The organism is Paenibacillus sp. Soil787 (assembly GCF_001429545.1).
Taxonomy (GTDB): Bacteria; Bacillota; Bacilli; order Paenibacillales; family NBRC-103111; genus Paenibacillus_E.
The window spans coordinates 356,661-372,796 of sequence record NZ_LMSP01000044.1; the positions used below are offsets into that span (position 1 = coordinate 356,661).

The window sequence follows — 16,136 nt, forward strand, 5'->3', positions numbered from 1 at the left end:
ACGGTAAAAAAAATCGCTCTTTCCGGTCTCAAGACGGGGAGAGCGAATAAATATTATTATAGAGGTTATTCGTCTGGGGAGGATGAGATCGTGAACGGAAATAAAGTAGCGATTATCGGGTCGGGAATCGGTGGACTCACGTTAGCTTACGCATTAGCCAAGGACAGCCGGTTTCAAACCACAATGTTTACTTACAAAGATGCAGAGGAAATTCGAAACGGTCGAATTCCATCAACTCAAGTTCACTTTGACAGATTGCTCAACACTGAAGCACGCTTTGATATACCGGATTATGGAGATGTATATGAAATCAAAAAACTCGAGTTCCTCGTCAACGGACAAAAGATGTTTAAAGGGAATGTGAAGAATAGAGCTGTTAGCGTAGATCAGCGTATTTATCTGTCTGTTTTACTCGACGGCCTCGGCAATAAAGGAGTGGACATTCGAAAATCCCGTATTTCCAAAGAATATTTGTCCGATCTGACGGACGAATTCGACATTATCGTTGATTGCACCGGTAAAATCGGTCCGATCGCTCCTTTCCCGGTATGCGGAGAAATCATGAATACTCCTCATACGCCGTTAAGAGTTTGCTCCGCCGGCTTTTTTCATGGGTTGGCGTCGGATGAAGGCAACAAAATGAGTTATAACATAGTTCCCGGGCAAGGCGAGTTATTTGAACTATCAACCACGACCAAGCATGGATTAGTCCGTACTTTATTTCTCGAGGCAATTCCCGGAAGCGAATTGGATCGAATGAAGGGCGACAAGGGAGCGGAGGATTTTGCGATTGGATTGAGGGATATACTGGAAACTTATTTTCCTCATATTTTCGATAGAGTCAATAGGAAGGATTTCCGCCTTGTGGATCCTATGGCTTACATTCGAATCGCAATTAAACCGGAGGTTCGCATTCCGTATACGACGGTTAACGGTACGTTAATACTAGGCTGCGGAGATAGTGTAGTTCTCAACGATCCTATCACAGGTCAAGGAGCCAATGCTGCTTCATATTGTGCCGAAATGCTATACAACGTATTGTCAGAAAACATTCATACGAAATGGGATGGTTCCCTAGGAGAATTATATTGGGAGCGAATCAAGGAATATATGATCAAGATGTCGGAATGGACGAATGCCATGATGGGCCCTTTGTCGGAACCATTTACCAAGTTTCTGGGAATGGCATCACAAAATCAGGAAATCGCCGATAAGTTTGTAAATATGTTCACAAATCCGATCGAAGCACACGAAGTTTTCTTTAAGAATGGATAATAATAGAGTCATCTGAAGCAGGATTCAGTTAACAGAGAAAAATAGTTCAATATTATGAGGGCTACCGTCGGGTGGCCCTTCGTTACGCTAACGGTGAACTATAGTTGAGGAGCATGCTTCGTGGCTGCTCCTCTTTTTATTCGTTCAAAAGAGCAGGATAACGTGGGAAGTTTAAGTTATAATAGCTGTTAGTAAGAGTACCAAAGGGAACCTCGGAAACTAATGTTTTTCCCTTTACTGTTTACACTAAGCTTAAAGGTACGCGGCTAGCCCCATTTAAAAAACCTCTTATACATCACCATATTTCCTTGAAGGGGGACATCTGTTTTGGATGCGCAGTTTCTAGATTTATTGGCCCAGAAATATGATACGGAAGAAAAAGTTGTAACAGAAATCATCAACCTTGAAGCGATCTCCAATCTTCCCAAGGGAACTGAGCATTTTGTCAGTGATTTGCATGGGGAGTTCCAGGCTTTTCAGCATGTACTAAGAAACGGTTCGGGTACCGTAAAAGAGAAAATCAAAGACTTGTTCCGTGAGGTTTGGACGGATCATGAAATCAATGATTTTACGGCGTTAGTTTATTATCCGGAAGAAAAAATACAGCTGGTTAAAGGAGACCTGTGCAATAAACAAGCCTTGAACCGATGGTACAGAGAAACGATTGAACAAATGCTTAAGCTCATTTCTTATGCCTCTTCCAAATATACGCGCTCGAAATTGCGTAAAGCTCTGCCGGAGGAGTTTGTATATATTGTAGAAGAGCTTCTATACAATACGGATTCGACCAACAATAAGGACCCTTATTACGAAGAAATATACCGGCAAATTATTTCCTTGGGCCAGGCGGACAAGCTCATTATCGGCCTTGCTTATACAACCCAGCGCCTGGTGGTTGACCATCTTCATGTGGTCGGAGATATCTATGACCGCGGGCCGGACCCCGATGAAATTATGGACACGCTGATCAACTACCATTCTGTAGATATTCAGTGGGGGAACCATGATGTCCTGTGGATAGGCGCCTATGCGGGTTCCCTGGTCTGCCTTGCGAATATTATCCGGATCTGCGCCAGATACGACAATCTGGACATCATCGAAGACGTATATGGAATCAATCTTCGCCCACTGCTAAACTTGGCGGAGAAATACTATGATGACAATCCGGCCTTTAGACCGAAGCTGCAGACCGACCATAACGGTTCGGAGCAGGAAATCCTGCAGATTACCAAAATTCATCAAGCTATAGCCATGATCCAGTTTAAGCTTGAAATCCCTATTATCAAGAGACGCCCATACTTTAATATGTCTGAAAGGCTTTTGCTTGAGCAAATCGATTACGACAAAACTGAAATCAAGATCGGTGGAAAAACTTACCCGCTGGAAAATACCTGTTTCTCAACCGTAAATCCGCAGCAGCCTGAAAAATTGCTGGAGGAAGAACAGCAGGTGATGGAAAAGCTGCTCTTCTCCGTTCAGCATTCCGAAAAGCTGGCGAGACATATGAATTTTTTTATGAAAAAGGGCAGCCTTTATCTAAAATACAACGGGAATTTGTTATTTCACGGCTGTATTCCTTTGGATGAAGAAGGAAACATGGAAGAAATGCAGATTGAAGACAAGACGTATTCGGGCCGTAAGCTGCTCGATGTTTTTGAATACTATTTACGTTACGCCTTTGCGCATCCGGAAGAGACAGATGATCTGGCTACGGATATGGTATGGTACATCTGGACAGGGGAATGTTCCTCGCTCTTTGGAAAGAGAGAAATGACCACCTTTGAACGGTACTTTATCCAAGATAAAGAAGCCTATAAGGAGAGAAAGAACCCTTATTACCATTTGCGTGAAAATGAGGATATCTGCCGGAAAATCCTGCTGGAGTTTGATATGAATCCGGATCATGGACATATCATTAACGGCCACACGCCAGTTAAAGAAATTCGTGGAGAGAACCCTGTTAAAGCTAACGGGAAAATGGTTGTCATTGACGGCGGTTTTTCCAAAGCCTATCAATCCACAACGGGCATCGCCGGATATACCTTGTTGTATAATTCCTTTGGCATGCAGCTCGTTGCCCATCAAAAATTTAATTCAAAAGAAGATGTGCTATGTAATGGAACGGACGTATTGTCGATAAAAAGGCTGGTGGACAAAGAACTGGAGCGGAAGCTGGTGAGGGAAACCAATGTCGGGGAGAAGCTGCTGCAGAAAATCTCAAATTTGAAGAATCTCCTGGAATATCGCTACATGAAATGAAAACTGCTAAATGAAACAACTGTTACAGCCGCGTTACGATCCCTCGAAATGATTCAGTTTCCTCACTCAGACTCATGAATTCGCAGGATTTCATCCTGTAGATAGTATGAAGAAGTGGATGGAGGAGGAGCCGGTAGCTTGGGATGGGGAACTATTCATGCATCTATTAACAAAATTGGAAATTAGTAAGTAGGGGGTGAACAAGCTTACGACTGCTGTCTAGTGACAAGAATATAGACTGATAAGCATCCGCAGAAATTGCGGATTTTCTACTTTATCGAAATAAATTCTTGTCATTTCTCAAAGACAAGAATTTGTTCCGATTGCCGATCGAGGACAAGAATATGTACTGGTTACCGGTACCGATTGACAAGAACATTATCTCATTCACGAAGGATTGTAGGAAGTTGGAGCCCATCGATCCGTCAGATTAACGCAACAATGGGTCCTAAATAAGTGAAATCGATATAACCATTTTATGGTAATATATGAAGGAGATCCGTTATATTCGTTTCTCCTGAAAAATTATAGCTAACCTTTTAGAGAGAGGTAGTTGTACATGTTAAAAAAGCTACTTTGTTGTTGAGTATCGTCTTATTCATTTCGAGTTGCAATCAAATTTAAATAAAACCCCCATCTCCAAATTAAAAATAAGAATGAAAAACGGGGATATTGCAGTTATTGAACCTGCCTATAATTGTATTTTTGAAAACCAAAAAAAGACATGCACAATAACAGATGGCGAGGTTATATATACCCAAAATAATATAAAAGTTCGATTAAAATCACTAGAACTATATGATTGGCTCTTAGTTGGTTGGAAATATGAAAGTGTTGGAGCTCCCAAAGAAGAGTTGCTTGAAGAAACTTTATATACCAGATATTTTTCCTACCTCGACAAAACTTACTCAGACTTTATCATGTGTCCAATAATAGATAAAATTGAAAGAATAAATGGCGATACAAGAAGACATATCGTTCATGCAAGTGCGTTAAATTATGGTGCACATCATAGTGACGTTCCTTATGATAGAATTCATATTACGTTAACTGATACTCCAGAAAATGGTATTAAAATAAATATCAGGGCATATCCGTCTTGAATAACGCCGAATATAGCGCTCAGTGTGGAAAGGAGATGGAGCACGCGTCCTCTAAGACCATGAAGCGCAAGCTGTTCCAATTGATCCTCCCGCTCCTTTAACCGGTCACTGAGTGCTTTAAGAAATTTGAGCGCGAGCTGAGGCGATTGATCATCAGCCGTTCGAACTGAGGCTCGGACATGGTGCAAAGAAGCGACGATTCCATCGTTTCAATATAACCCCCCCTGGTTCCGAATGAAAATGAATTTAACTCTCCGAATATATTTCCTCTTGTGCGATAAATACCAGAGCTTGTTCATCGGATATATCGGTCCTCCAAAATAATGTTGGTAAAAGTCATTGGCATTCGTTGCAATAACATTATTGCAACGAACGGATTTTTTTTAAGGCTTCGGACGGTTCCATCCGCGTTCTATGGTTTAAATCTGAAGCACCGGCTATGACGGTTCCTTTTTTATCGATAATATATGTGGCTGTGACAGGAAGCTCAAATGTAGGGTTACCGTTATATTGATGTAGCTCAATACCAGATCTTTTTTGAATGGCTTGCATAAAGTCAGGCAGCTTGTATTTAAGATTATAGTTTTCCGCTGTTTTGTTGTTCGCATCGCTAAGGACGAAGAAGCTCAGTTCATGTTTTTCTTTCGTGGAAAGCGAATGATCCGGTGTTTGCGGGCTAATGGCAATCAATTGAGCACCGGCAGCTTTAATCTCATTCATGATGCGCTCATAGGCCTTCAATTGCAAATTGCAGTACGGACACCATTCACCCCGATAGAACACGATAATGACGGGGCCCTTGGCTAGTTCTTCAGATAATGTGACGGGTTTGCCCGTAGCATCTTCCAGGGTAAAATCGGGAGCCTTATCTCCGATATTCAGTCCCTTGCCTGCACCTTGATCTCGAAGGTCCTGAAGCAATCTGGCAAATGTCGCCGCGGCATCTGGCGACATATTACGGTTTTGAGCCTGGAGTGCATCAAATTCATCTTTTAAGCTTCTTTCCCATTTAGAAACACTGTCCTGGACCATAAGCGAAATCGATTTTTGAATTGGCGGAAATTCAAATCCTAAAGATGCTGCTCTGGCATTCAATATCTTCCAAGTATAAGGAAACATGGCGTAGGGGGATAAAGTTTGTTCTTCATGTCGGCCTACATGAAACAGCGGGGTCTTATTCAAGCGGTCCCCTATCTCATAACAGAGTTCTTGGATGCTTAAGTAACCGCTATTCGCCGCATTGATTGGTCCGACAAAATCGGATTTGGCTCCGATAAATTTAAGAAATTCGGCCGCATCCCACGCTGTCACATAAGTAATAGGGTGCTCGACTTCCAACACGCCGATAGATTTATGTTCAGCAACATGCTTCACATAGTAATCAAAACGACCTGTATAATCGTCGATACCCGATACGACCATGGCTACGCGAACCGCAACGACGGGAAATACCGTATTCCGGAAGAAATAGGCTTCGGCTTGGCGTTTTCCTTCGGCATAATCATATTTCTGAGTGTCTAAATCATAGCTGTATTGTTCCGGCATGAAATCGTCTTCGGTGATTTCAGTATCTTTACTGTTATAAACCGCCATACTTGAGGTTAATACATACCGCTTAACGCGGTTTCCAAACACTTCCAGGGCAATTTTGGCATCTTGAGGATTAAAGCAGATTTGATCGTAGACGACATCATAATAACAATTGCCGAACGCTTCCATCATGGCATCTTGATTCGTCCGGTCCACCTTTATTCGGGTCACGGCGTCGCCAAAATCATCCGGTGTCTGACCTCTTGTTGCAATGGTCACATCGTGGCCATCCCCGAGTAATAAATGGACTAACCGGCGACCGAAAAACGCTGTTCCTCCTAAAACGAGTATCTTCATCCATATTCTCCTTTCACGTTCGTATTCTTATTTTATTAATTAAGCGAATTTTCTCCTGCCATCCAAGACAAATTAAAATTGAATGATAACTCAATGGTTCTTGGCGGTTTAGTTTACAGATTAACATACCAACAGAATCGGCATCTGTCATCTATATTACAGAACTCCGATTTTTTTAGAATTATAATCAAGGTATCATTCGATATTGGAGGTTTCAGAACGATGAGCAACCAAAATTTAACCGAWCAGCTGGAAGTGGCCACACAGCAGTTTAAGGCCAATGCGCCGATTGAAGCGCAGATCAAGATCGGTCAAATGATTGAGGAACTTCAGAAATCGGGGATCGCTTCCGGGAAGCAATCAGGCGARAAGGCGGTGGACTTTAAATTAACAAACGCACTAGGCCGGGATGTAATTTTATTTGAAGAGCTCGCGAAAGGACCGGTTGTGCTGGTCTTCTATCGCGGCGGATGGTGTCCTTTTTGCAATATGCAATTAAAGGCTTACCAGCAGATATTGCCGGAAATCCAGGCGATAGGAGGGCAGCTTATAGCGATTAGCCCGCAAAAGCCGGATCACTCGTTATCCCTTCAGGAAAAGGAAGGATTGGAATTTCAAGTCCTTAGCGATCCGAACGGCTTGGTAACGGCCAAGTACAATCTGCTCTTCGATGTTCCGCAGGGAGTAAGGGAACTCATGGAAGGNGGAATTTCAAGTCCTTAGCGATCCGAACGGCTTGGTAACGGCCAAGTACAATCTGCTCTTCGATGTTCCGCAGGGAGTAAGGGAACTCATGGAAGGTAGCGGACTCGATCTTGCGGAGTATAACAATACCTCGAAATGGGTTTTGCCGGTTCCGGCTACTTTCATGATTGATGAGAGCGCCATTATTCGCTCCGCTTATGTCAATCCGAATTTCATGCAGCGTCAAAGCCCGGAGGAAATTTTGCGAGAGCTAAAAAAACTGTAACGATTTTTGCATCATACATTAGTGAGCAGAATAATCGATTATGGTTAAAACAAGTCTGAAGAAGCGATGCTTAGTATTGGATATCCGTGGGCGGAGCGAGCGGCTGAAGCGGGTTAATGAGGCAGATGCAGGCGGCTGTTGTACATGGGGCAGCTATGCATCTATGCATCTATGCATCTATATTAAATTTTAGTTAAGAAGGAGAATATATCATGACAATGACCAAGAAAGAAATTTTGGAAGCTTATCGTTTTCGGCATGCTTGCAAAGCATTTGATACCAACAAAAAGATTTCGGATGAAGATTTTCACTTTATTTTGGAGACTGGAAGATTGTCTCCAAGTTCATTTGGCTTCNCATGCTTGCAAAGCATTTGATACCAACAAAAAGATTTCGGATGAAGATTTTCACTTTATTTTGGAGACTGGAAGATTGTCTCCAAGTTCATTTGGCTTCGAGCCGTGGAAGTTTGTCGTRATCCAGAATGCAGCTCTTCGCGAAAAATTAAAACCTGTATCTGGCGGTGCCACGGGACAACTGCCCACTGCCAGCCATTTTGTAGTTATATTGGCCAGAAGAGAAGAAGGCTTACGGCCTGACTCGGTTCACGTGAACAAAATGTGGAAAGACATTCATCATATGCCCGAAGAAGTTGTGCAAGATTGGTACGATTTCTACAAATTCTTCGTCGAAACAGAACTCGAAGATAATGATCGTCTCATTTTTGAATGGTCAGTCAGACAAACCTATATAGCATTGGGAAACATGATGACAGCCGCTGCTCAAATCGGAATTGATTCCTGTCCGATCGAAGGTTTTGATAAAAAGCAGGTGACCGCTATTTTACAAAATGAGGATATCATTAACGGCGACGATTTCGGTGTAGCCTGTATGGTCGCTTTCGGATATCGTCAAAAGGATCCCAAACGTCCACAAACAAGACAACATCTCGATGAGATTGTTGAGTGGCGATAAACTTAAGATGATATTTCTCAACATCAGGGGACATGTTTCGCTAATAGGTGCTCAAGTTTAAGAATAGGGTTGCTGCGGGTGCGGCAACTCCTTTTTTATGGTGCTAACGGGTAGGGTTCTTTGGGGGAAAGTGAAAAAAACATTTTAGTACAAGAATGTAACGGCCGCTCACAAGATATGCCTGCACCGTCATCAGTGACGGTAATTATAATATCTTCGCCAATTCTGACGGCTGAGATCTCAATGCTTTAAGATTGGCTGCAAAATATAACAACGCTAAAAGAGGAAATGTCATTTATTTGGGATTTCATCAATTTAAGAAAAGGGAGCGTTTGATTTAACATGGCACAAGTTCTATACATTACTGCTAATCCAAAATCAATTGAAAACTCTGTTGGTCATCGAGTAGGACAAGCTTTTCTTAAAGCATATTGCGAAACTCATGCAAATGATAAGATTCAGGAAATAAATTTATATGAAGAGGAATTTCCAATCGTGGATCTCGATATCCTTACCAGTTGGGAGAAAATGCGTCGAGGGGGAATGCCATTTTCAGAGTTGAGTCAAGTCGAACAGCAAAAAATCAATGCTTTAAATCAATTTATAGATCGAGTAACGAGCGCTGATAAATACGTATTTGTATCTCCTATGTGGAACTGGAGTATTCCACCACGATTAAAAGAATTTATCGATTCCATTGTGGTGGCCGGAAAAACATTTCATTACACCGAAAATGGTCCTGTCGGACATTTAATAGGTAAAAAAGCCATTCATATTCAAGTTAGCGGCGGTATTTACTCGCAAGGACCTTTAACGAAAATGGATCATAGTCACCCGTATTTAAAACAAGTGCTTAACATCATAGGTATTCATAATGTAGAAGTATTATATGTGGAAGGACATGATTTTGACCGAGAGCGAGCAAATGAAATTATTCGCAAGGGTATATCGGATGCAGAAAAGCATGCGATGACATTTTAATCACGATGTCGATTTCGCCCCCCAGCTCGTGGCGCTGTTTCCGAGTGCGGAGCATTGCTCGTCGTCGTCGCCAGAATTAGATGATCCAGTCCGGATGCTCCTCATGGTGCTTGGCTTGTTCATGGATAATTGACGACAACTTAGATTACAAAATAGTGGTTTTACTCAAGCGGATAATCATAGCGAATGAAACCCTTGTAATTGGCAACCTTGTCATAGAGCAAACGAGCTGTGGTATTGTCTTGACGAGTATGCCAGTAGAATCGAGAAGCGTTATTTTCTCGCGCCGATTGCGCTACCCGTTCAATGAGTGCCCGAGCCACCCCATGCCCATGGGAAGCCTCGTCGACGAATAAATCTTGCAGATAGCAGGCATCTTCCATCCAGATAGTGCGATGGAACTGGTATTGGGCTATACCGACTAAATTTCCTTGTAAGTGCGCGCCAAAACCATATATACCATCAGCATTCAACAAACGGTGCCACACCTCATCATATATTGAGTCGTGGAGATCAGTCTCGTAAAAGGTTTTATAACCTCGAGCCAAGATGTTCCAGCTGTTACGATCCTCTGCTCTCAGTGGCACAATGTTAATCGAGATTTGTTTGTTCGATATTCCTGCCATTTTGGCTCATCCTTTCAATTATAGTAAGAGTAGCAAAGGTTAGTATTTATAAATTATTTTAGCTTATTGGGATAAGATATAAAATACTAATATCTTGAATCCAGGGAAGTGCAACCTGCTGGAGCAGCTTCTCATCGACTAATGTTTTGTAATAGGAAATGACTACTTCTTGCTTTCCCAGTGAAACCGTCGTCGTCTTAAAATCGCTCGATTGTGCGGATAGCTGCTTCAGTTGATCCTGTTGTTCGGATTTAAGGCGATTGTTCAGCTTCATAACCCGACTCCGGCGTTAATTTGATTGGCGATGTTATTTTGATGCGGGGAACCCATAACTATACGTAAGGCACAACCCGAAAAATAACACTCGTAATGTGAAATATTTCGCAGAAGGATTCATCTCATTCGGTTAAGATAAGCTCATGAAACATACATCACAATAATAAGGAGTGTTCAAGCATGAAAAAAGTAGCTATTATCGTACATGCCACGGAGAATGAAGGGGGAAGAGTATCTCATGCCCTGCTGTATGGCCAAGAGCTGCACGGGGCTAACTTCGATGTCAAAATTTATTTCGACGGCCAAGGTACGACCTGGGTCAAAACGCTGGAGGATCCATCCCACATGTTCAATCCTCTTTACAAAGCTGCTAAAGGGCTGGGCCTCATCGCCGGAGTTTGCAATTTCTGCGCGAACGTTTTCGGCGTGACCGAGGATGCCAAATCCGCCGGCCTCCCGACATTCGCGGATGTGGAAGGACACCTCAGCATTTCGAAATTGATTGCGGACGATTACCAAATCATCACCCTTTAATTTCGAAGCGGCGTAAACACCGTTTGACAACAGGAAGATGGGCTGGTCAAGACACCTTGATCAGCCCGTTTTCGCTTTCGCTTGACTCTCTCCCGTTTCGGCCATCATACCGCAGGAGGTGTTTAAAATTTACTCCTTACTAAGTAAATAGTTAGAATACAGTCATGGAGAGCAGAAAAAATCAAAATGCAAGCGGATTTCGAATCGATGCCTGAGGCGCTGCAGCACAAAGTAAAAGAAGTGAGCGAAAAGGAACTTTTTATCCTGATCCATATTCTTAAAGCGATTCAGGAAGAAGGTGGCATCGACTCTGCAGCGGAAATCGAACCGCTTGCGATCATGATATTGGCAGGCGGTAAAGGGATTTTGCAATATATCACCGGGTATTCGGAAGGAAATTATCCCATGTTTTTTTCAAACAAATCAATCGGCTTATTCAATAACCCGGCCGTAACTGGCCGGTTCTTATGACTTCAGCGGGAGCAAGGGGGAGACGGAAATAAAGAATGTCTTATTGTATGGAACCGATCATTGCGCCGCATGCGCCGAAGCCATAAAGTTCTTTCAACAGGAAGGAATTCCTTACCAATACAAGGACGTAGGAACCGACAAGGAGGCTTTCGCTGAAATGCTTCGTCTCGGCGGTATCGCGACGCCGTTCATCGTAGCCGGTACGCACGTATTTCATTCGTTTGACCGCCAGAAATTGAAGGAGGTATTGAAACCGCATGGATAAGCTTTGGTATTTATCGAGAATCAGCATTTTTGACTCTCTCTCTCCGGAGGATTTTAAGGAGATCGATATGATGGCTCCGGTAACCCATTTTAATGCAGTTCCCAAAGGCACGCTAATCCAGACTCCTGAACATCATCGCGACGGCTTGTTTTTCGTAAAAACAGGCACGCTCCGGATGTACAAAGTGAACGCCGAAGGCAAGCAGTTTACCGCTGCGATCCTGGGGAGCGGCAATATGTTCGGCGAAATCGACTCCTTATCGTTCGGAACGCACGACATGTACATCGAAACGATCGAAGAGACCTTGATCTGCTCCGTTCTGCGCGAGCATTTCGAAAAGTTCCTCCTGAAAAGACCGGAGCTGGCCATGCGATTTCTGAAGGTTTTAAGCAATCAGCTGAAGGAGAAAGAGGAGCTACTTGAAAAGCTGGCCATCGGTAATATCGAAGATCGCGTGCTGCATTTGCTGCTTAAATTATCCGAGCAGTTCGGCACGGAAAACGACGGCTTCGTCAAAATCGATTTTCCTTTGACCCACCAAGAAATTGCCAATATGATCGGCGTAACGCGCGAATCGGTGACCACGATTTTGAAGGACTTGTCCCAAAAAGACATCCTCCGAACCGGTCGAATGCAGATATCGGTTCATTCGCAAAAATTCAGAGCATACTTGAATCATGCTGAGTTTTAACAATAACGAGCGATTACATGCAAAACGAAAGGGGCGCGAAATAGATCCATTTCTCAATAAATAATGAAGAACCTAGATAAAATGAAGAGACCATATCTCGTTGCTTTGGTCTCTTTCTATGAAGCCGTCAGTAAAATTACTAATTACGAAATTCGCCTCACTCACTTCAACTGTCCGTCAAAGCCTACTGCTGAACCGTTTGATCGCTTCCTCGGTCACCGGCGCGAAGAGGTTAACCAGGTTGCCGTCGGGATCGCGAAACAGCACAGCACGGTTCCCCCACGGAATCGTGGTTGGTTCCTTTACCCACTCGTCGACATACGGCTTCAAGCGCTCGTATTCGGCATCGACATCGTGGACGCGGAACTCAATGATGACAGTGTGATTGTCGGCCGCCACTGCGGAACCGGCACCGAATAGGTACACCGTCTGGGAGTGGCCGATCGCCAGTGTGCACGATGGCACAACGAGTTCGGCAAAGACGGGGGCGGGGCGTTCCGCCGAAACACCCATGACTTTCTCATAGAACTCGACGAGACGATCCACGTCGTCGGTAATGATGCGTACAGAAGCAAAATTCACAAGTTACCATCCTTCCTATAATAAAGGATACAATACCGTATCCTATCATTTTGGCCCAAATACTTCGCATTTATCTCCCACTCCTTTACGAGTACTTACTCCGATAAAAAAACGCTACTGACAACAGTATGTCTGTAGCGTTTTAACATATTTTGGACTTCCTCCTTTAAGCGGGCAAGCTACATCACGGACAAGGCCCTGCTCAATATCGAGCGGGGCCTTTGTTTAGGTAAGCGCAGAGTCTATCCTACAGCCATCCTCCACTTCAACCCGTTTACATATTGGATAAACGTATACTTATGTCGTAATTAGAGGTGTTCAGAGGGTTCAAGCTGAATAAAATCCAAATGTTTCATTCGGTTCATGACAGATAATACTTCATTAATTCTAGGTAATTCAAGCCATCTTTCGAAATCAGGAAAAAAGGAAGAAAATACAATATCCACTCCTTCTCTCTCCATATCTTCGAGAGCTTTTTTGATTTTTTCATGAAGAAAGATGAGGCGATCCTGATTAGTTATAGCGATTTTTCGAATTAAAAAGGCAATAGCTGCAAGCTGGGCGTGTGATGTGATATTGTAAAGCCCTCTGATATCAATTTGTTCATCACCTATCATGATGTATCCCATGGTTGAAACCATCAGCTTTTCTGTACCACTGCCCTGTGGATAGCTCGAAAAGTGATCGGTGGTTATTTTTCTTTCTATCTCCCATTTTGTAAGGGGGATACGTTCGCGTGGTTTGTCGTGTTCACATAATTTTTTTGCTTCCTGGGTTACGTTTTTTGGCATAAAATTGTCCATCAGGATGATTTGATCGGCAACGGATAAAAATTCACCGCTACCTCCAATAACAAGAACGGAAGATACGTGGGCAGCCTCATAAAGCTCCCTGACACGTTCCGTAAAAGGTGTAATGGGTTCATGCTTGATTAATGAACGCATTTTGATGTCTTGAATCATAAAATTCGTCGCACTTCTGTCTTCATCAATAAGAAGAAGCTTACACCCGACGTTTATGGCTTCCATAATATTTGCCGCTTGAGATGTGGAACCTGAGGCGTAGTCAGTCGAAAACTGTTCAGCCGAACTATTGGGTATCCATTTTATGAAAGGCGTAATATTGATATTTTTTATGGAACGGCCTTCCTCTGCAGATATTTCCATTGCACTTTGATCTGTAATCACAAATTCTCGGCCGTCGCCTATGCTGTGATTGTAAATCCCCGAATTTAGTGCATCCAGCAATGTGCTTTTACCCGAATAACCACCGCCGGTGATGACCGTCACACCTTGTTTTATGCCCATTCCTCGCAAACCACAAATTTCAACTTCAACATCTTCCGGGGATGTAAAAGGCAAGGCATCCTCCAGTGGCCCGCTGTTGTCTTTATTTCTTGGCAAAATGCTGCCATTCGCAATAAACGCACAATAATCACTGGATTTCAGCCATTCGCGAATCATATTTTGTTTTTTCACCAATTCATAGGCAGCATTTACTTTGATGAGATCAAACTTAGCAATAAACTTCTCCACTTCTTTTGGAAGCATTTTGCAGAGCATGCGCATAGCTTTTTCATTATTCCTGAATGGAAGTTGAACTGTAGTCATTAAGCATAGATACCATTTTTCCGAGATGACTTCGACAAAGGATGCATTACGTTGCAACACCACATTGGTTGGACGAAAACAATAAAAAGCACCATTTTCTTTATCAGGACGTGACCGGTTATAAATCAATTCATTTAATGCCTCAATATGATCAACCCATTCTCTTAATGCAAAATCTGAGAGAACAACTTGTTCCATATTTTCATCTAAGCCGAGACGGTCAAAAGGTATTTTTATGGTGATACATGGTTTATCCAGTGTGAGTTTATGTGTCCGTTCAATGTAATAGGCAACATCATTATTCCAATAGGTTGGGTCAGGTTCATAAATCATACTGTAAGATGACTGCGCGGATTGTAATGAGCGAAAATATTGAGCGAGTCTTTTAATAAAGCATCATCCTTTCGTATTTGGAAAGCGGTGAATAACGGGAAACGAACCGAAGTTGAAACGATATCTCAAGAAGGGGGCCCCTTATCCTTTGGAACAAGGTAAAGACGAAACGGACCGAGCCTACTCAAACATAATTTTCCGCGAAAAATGAATTCCATCCTAAGTAATTCAAGTTCAATACATATTCCCCCTAATAGAGTTTAGATCAATTTGTAAGCCAAACGATTAAATCCTACCAATTTCAAAATAAAACCACTATTGTTGCCTTGACCAACCCTTTTGTCCAAAAAAAATAACAGCCACTCCGTAAGTGGCTGTCATAGACCGGCAAGAAAGCTTAAACGTTCCTTCTGCCTAAATATAAAAGCCCTGAGAGTCCTACCTCAGAGCCTAATGTATTCGTAAAAGAATAACTAAAAAGCAACATGAGGATAAGACATATATTTTTTTGTTTTCATTGTCCTCACCTCATTACGATTTATTTTTACAACAACACAAATATAACATTAAGATCATCCACAATGTAGGGAAAGATTAATTATAATTAACTCAAACCTTGAAATAGGTAAAAATGCCCCCATAGAATGAAAATACTGGACACGATTTTAGTGAAAATAAGTATTAGACTGGCAGAACGTCATTAAACTAACGGGCAGTTTAGTTTGGAAAAATCATAAAAATACTATAAATTATTTGTTGTATATGCCCAAAGAATGTAATGCACTATGCACACAATAATTAAACAAACACATTGGATATATATATGGTTTTGCTTAATGCTTGTAAAGATTTTACTTAGAGAAAAAATGTATGCAAAAGCAAATATCAATATCATAAGTAGGCTCAAAAATGTTTCGTGATATAATACATAACCACTTGGTCCCCAAAATCCGAGACGCATTGACAAAGGTAGTGTTAATATAAAAAGAAAAGCGTAAAAAAGACTAACTAAAGTTGCTATAAATATTTTCATGTGTAAAAACTCCATTCAACTTATTGGATATTAAACTAAAGGTGAACGATAGTTAAACATCTGAAGGGCTGCCATCGTGGTAGCCCTTCACTCCGAGGGACGGCAGATTAATTCAGCAACTCCTTGATATAATTCGAGGATATAGCTAACTGTTTCATGTTATCTCCTTAGATCGCTTGGTTGTTTCATTTATTTTATCAAAGCATTGACCATTACGCTAACGGAAACGATAGTTTCAATAAAAACACGGAAGCAGCCGATCATT

The 16,136-nt window shown here is 42.2% G+C and carries 15 protein-coding genes and 1 pseudogene; 11 read left to right on the plus strand and 5 right to left on the minus strand.

From position 1 onward, the window contains the following. Window positions 1–90: 90 nt before the first annotated feature. The 3 genes from ASG93_RS28035 (at window position 91) to ASG93_RS28045 (ending at window position 4,637) form a co-directional block, all read left to right on the plus strand. Window positions 91–1,275: a styrene monooxygenase/indole monooxygenase family protein gene (locus tag ASG93_RS28035; protein ID WP_056837439.1), complete on the plus strand. Its 1,185-nt coding sequence runs from the start codon at window positions 91–93 to the stop codon at window positions 1,273–1,275. Window positions 1,276–1,602: 327 nt separating this feature from the next. Then, entirely contained in the window at window positions 1,603–3,534 is a 1,932-nt protein-coding gene (locus tag ASG93_RS28040; protein WP_056837441.1) for a fructose-bisphosphatase class III, read from the plus strand. Window positions 3,535–4,190: 656 nt separating this feature from the next. Next, window positions 4,191–4,637, plus strand: coding sequence for a hypothetical protein (locus tag ASG93_RS28045; RefSeq protein ID WP_056837443.1), 447 nt, complete (start codon window positions 4,191–4,193; stop codon window positions 4,635–4,637). 360 nt (window positions 4,638–4,997) lie between these two features. Here ASG93_RS28045 and ASG93_RS34560 read toward each other — a convergent pair whose 3' ends face one another. Beyond that, a complete protein-coding gene (locus ASG93_RS34560; protein ID WP_082615142.1) occupies window positions 4,998–6,524 on the minus strand; it encodes a redoxin domain-containing protein in 1,527 nt (508 codons plus the stop codon). Window positions 6,525–6,839: 315 nt separating this feature from the next. Here ASG93_RS34560 and ASG93_RS35510 point away from each other — a divergent pair. The 4 genes and pseudogenes from ASG93_RS35510 to ASG93_RS28065 form a co-directional block, all read left to right on the plus strand. Continuing rightward, window positions 6,840–7,228 (plus strand): peroxiredoxin-like family protein (locus ASG93_RS35510; protein ID WP_235551000.1); only part of this gene is annotated, 389 nt, incomplete at its 3' end. Between the two features lie 484 nt (window positions 7,229–7,712). Further along, a partial coding sequence (locus tag ASG93_RS37325; RefSeq protein WP_414858896.1) for a nitroreductase family protein occupies window positions 7,713–7,850 on the plus strand: 138 nt, incomplete at its 3' end. A 1-nt stretch (window position 7,851) separates the two neighbouring features. Beyond that, window positions 7,852–8,469 (plus strand): annotated as a pseudogene (locus ASG93_RS28060) (NAD(P)H-dependent oxidoreductase); the annotation flags it as partial. A gap of 342 nt (window positions 8,470–8,811) precedes the next feature. Beyond that, window positions 8,812–9,450: an FMN-dependent NADH-azoreductase gene (locus tag ASG93_RS28065; RefSeq protein ID WP_056837445.1), complete on the plus strand. Its 639-nt coding sequence runs from the start codon at window positions 8,812–8,814 to the stop codon at window positions 9,448–9,450. Between the two features lie 161 nt (window positions 9,451–9,611). Here the strand turns inward: ASG93_RS28065 and ASG93_RS28070 are convergent, their stop codons facing one another. Together ASG93_RS28070 and ASG93_RS28075 are read right to left on the minus strand one after the other, a co-directional pair. Continuing rightward, entirely contained in the window at window positions 9,612–10,076 is a 465-nt protein-coding gene (locus ASG93_RS28070) for a GNAT family N-acetyltransferase (RefSeq protein ID WP_056837447.1), read from the minus strand. 58 nt (window positions 10,077–10,134) lie between these two features. Beyond that, window positions 10,135–10,350 carry a hypothetical protein gene (locus ASG93_RS28075; RefSeq protein ID WP_056837449.1) on the minus strand — a complete coding sequence of 72 codons (216 nt, stop codon included), beginning with the start codon at window positions 10,348–10,350 and terminating at the stop codon, window positions 10,135–10,137. 182 nt (window positions 10,351–10,532) lie between these two features. On the opposite strand from ASG93_RS28075, the gene ASG93_RS28080 reads away from it, so the two are divergent. From ASG93_RS28080 to ASG93_RS28095, 4 genes are all read left to right on the plus strand, one after another. After that, a complete protein-coding gene (locus ASG93_RS28080) occupies window positions 10,533–10,886 on the plus strand; it encodes a DsrE family protein (RefSeq protein ID WP_056837451.1) in 354 nt (117 codons plus the stop codon). Window positions 10,887–11,072: 186 nt separating this feature from the next. Then, a complete protein-coding gene (locus ASG93_RS28085) occupies window positions 11,073–11,357 on the plus strand; it encodes a hypothetical protein (RefSeq protein WP_056837453.1) in 285 nt (94 codons plus the stop codon). A gap of 43 nt (window positions 11,358–11,400) precedes the next feature. Then, window positions 11,401–11,622 carry a glutaredoxin family protein gene (locus tag ASG93_RS37330; RefSeq protein ID WP_056837456.1) on the plus strand — a complete coding sequence of 74 codons (222 nt, stop codon included), beginning with the start codon at window positions 11,401–11,403 and terminating at the stop codon, window positions 11,620–11,622. Next, complete coding sequence (locus ASG93_RS28095) at window positions 11,615–12,313, plus strand: Crp/Fnr family transcriptional regulator (RefSeq protein ID WP_056837458.1); 699 nt, start codon at window positions 11,615–11,617, stop codon at window positions 12,311–12,313. The genes ASG93_RS37330 and ASG93_RS28095 overlap by 8 nt, the downstream gene beginning before the upstream one ends. Before the next feature lie 177 nt (window positions 12,314–12,490). On the opposite strand, the gene ASG93_RS28100 is transcribed toward ASG93_RS28095, so the two are convergent. Together ASG93_RS28100 and ASG93_RS28105 are read right to left on the minus strand one after the other, a co-directional pair. Further along, window positions 12,491–12,895, minus strand: a complete 405-nt coding sequence (locus ASG93_RS28100; RefSeq protein WP_056837460.1) for a VOC family protein — start codon at window positions 12,893–12,895, stop codon at window positions 12,491–12,493. 308 nt (window positions 12,896–13,203) lie between these two features. After that, window positions 13,204–14,838 (minus strand): P-loop domain-containing protein, encoded by a 1,635-nt coding sequence (locus ASG93_RS28105; protein WP_056837462.1) that lies wholly within the window; start codon window positions 14,836–14,838, stop codon window positions 13,204–13,206. Window positions 14,839–16,136 lie beyond the last annotated feature (1,298 nt).

Bases quoted from the DNA above. Each gene is read 5' to 3' on its own strand.
- ASG93_RS28065 (WP_056837445.1), top strand. From the start codon at position 8,812: ATGGCACAAGTTCTATACATTACTGCTAATCCAAAATCAATTGAAAAC.
- ASG93_RS34560 (WP_082615142.1), bottom strand. From the start codon at position 6,524: ATGAAGATACTCGTTTTAGGAGGAACAGCGTTTTTCGGTCGCCGGTTA.
- ASG93_RS28085 (WP_056837453.1), top strand. From the start codon at position 11,073: ATGCAAGCGGATTTCGAATCGATGCCTGAGGCGCTGCAGCACAAAGTA.
- ASG93_RS28070 (WP_056837447.1), bottom strand. From the start codon at position 10,076: ATGGCAGGAATATCGAACAAACAAATCTCGATTAACATTGTGCCACTG.
- ASG93_RS28045 (WP_056837443.1), top strand. From the start codon at position 4,191: ATGAAAAACGGGGATATTGCAGTTATTGAACCTGCCTATAATTGTATT.
- ASG93_RS28105 (WP_056837462.1), bottom strand. From the start codon at position 14,838: ATGATTTATGAACCTGACCCAACCTATTGGAATAATGATGTTGCCTAT.
- ASG93_RS28095 (WP_056837458.1), top strand. From the start codon at position 11,615: ATGGATAAGCTTTGGTATTTATCGAGAATCAGCATTTTTGACTCTCTC.
- ASG93_RS28075 (WP_056837449.1), bottom strand. From the start codon at position 10,350: ATGAAGCTGAACAATCGCCTTAAATCCGAACAACAGGATCAACTGAAG.
- ASG93_RS28080 (WP_056837451.1), top strand. From the start codon at position 10,533: ATGAAAAAAGTAGCTATTATCGTACATGCCACGGAGAATGAAGGGGGA.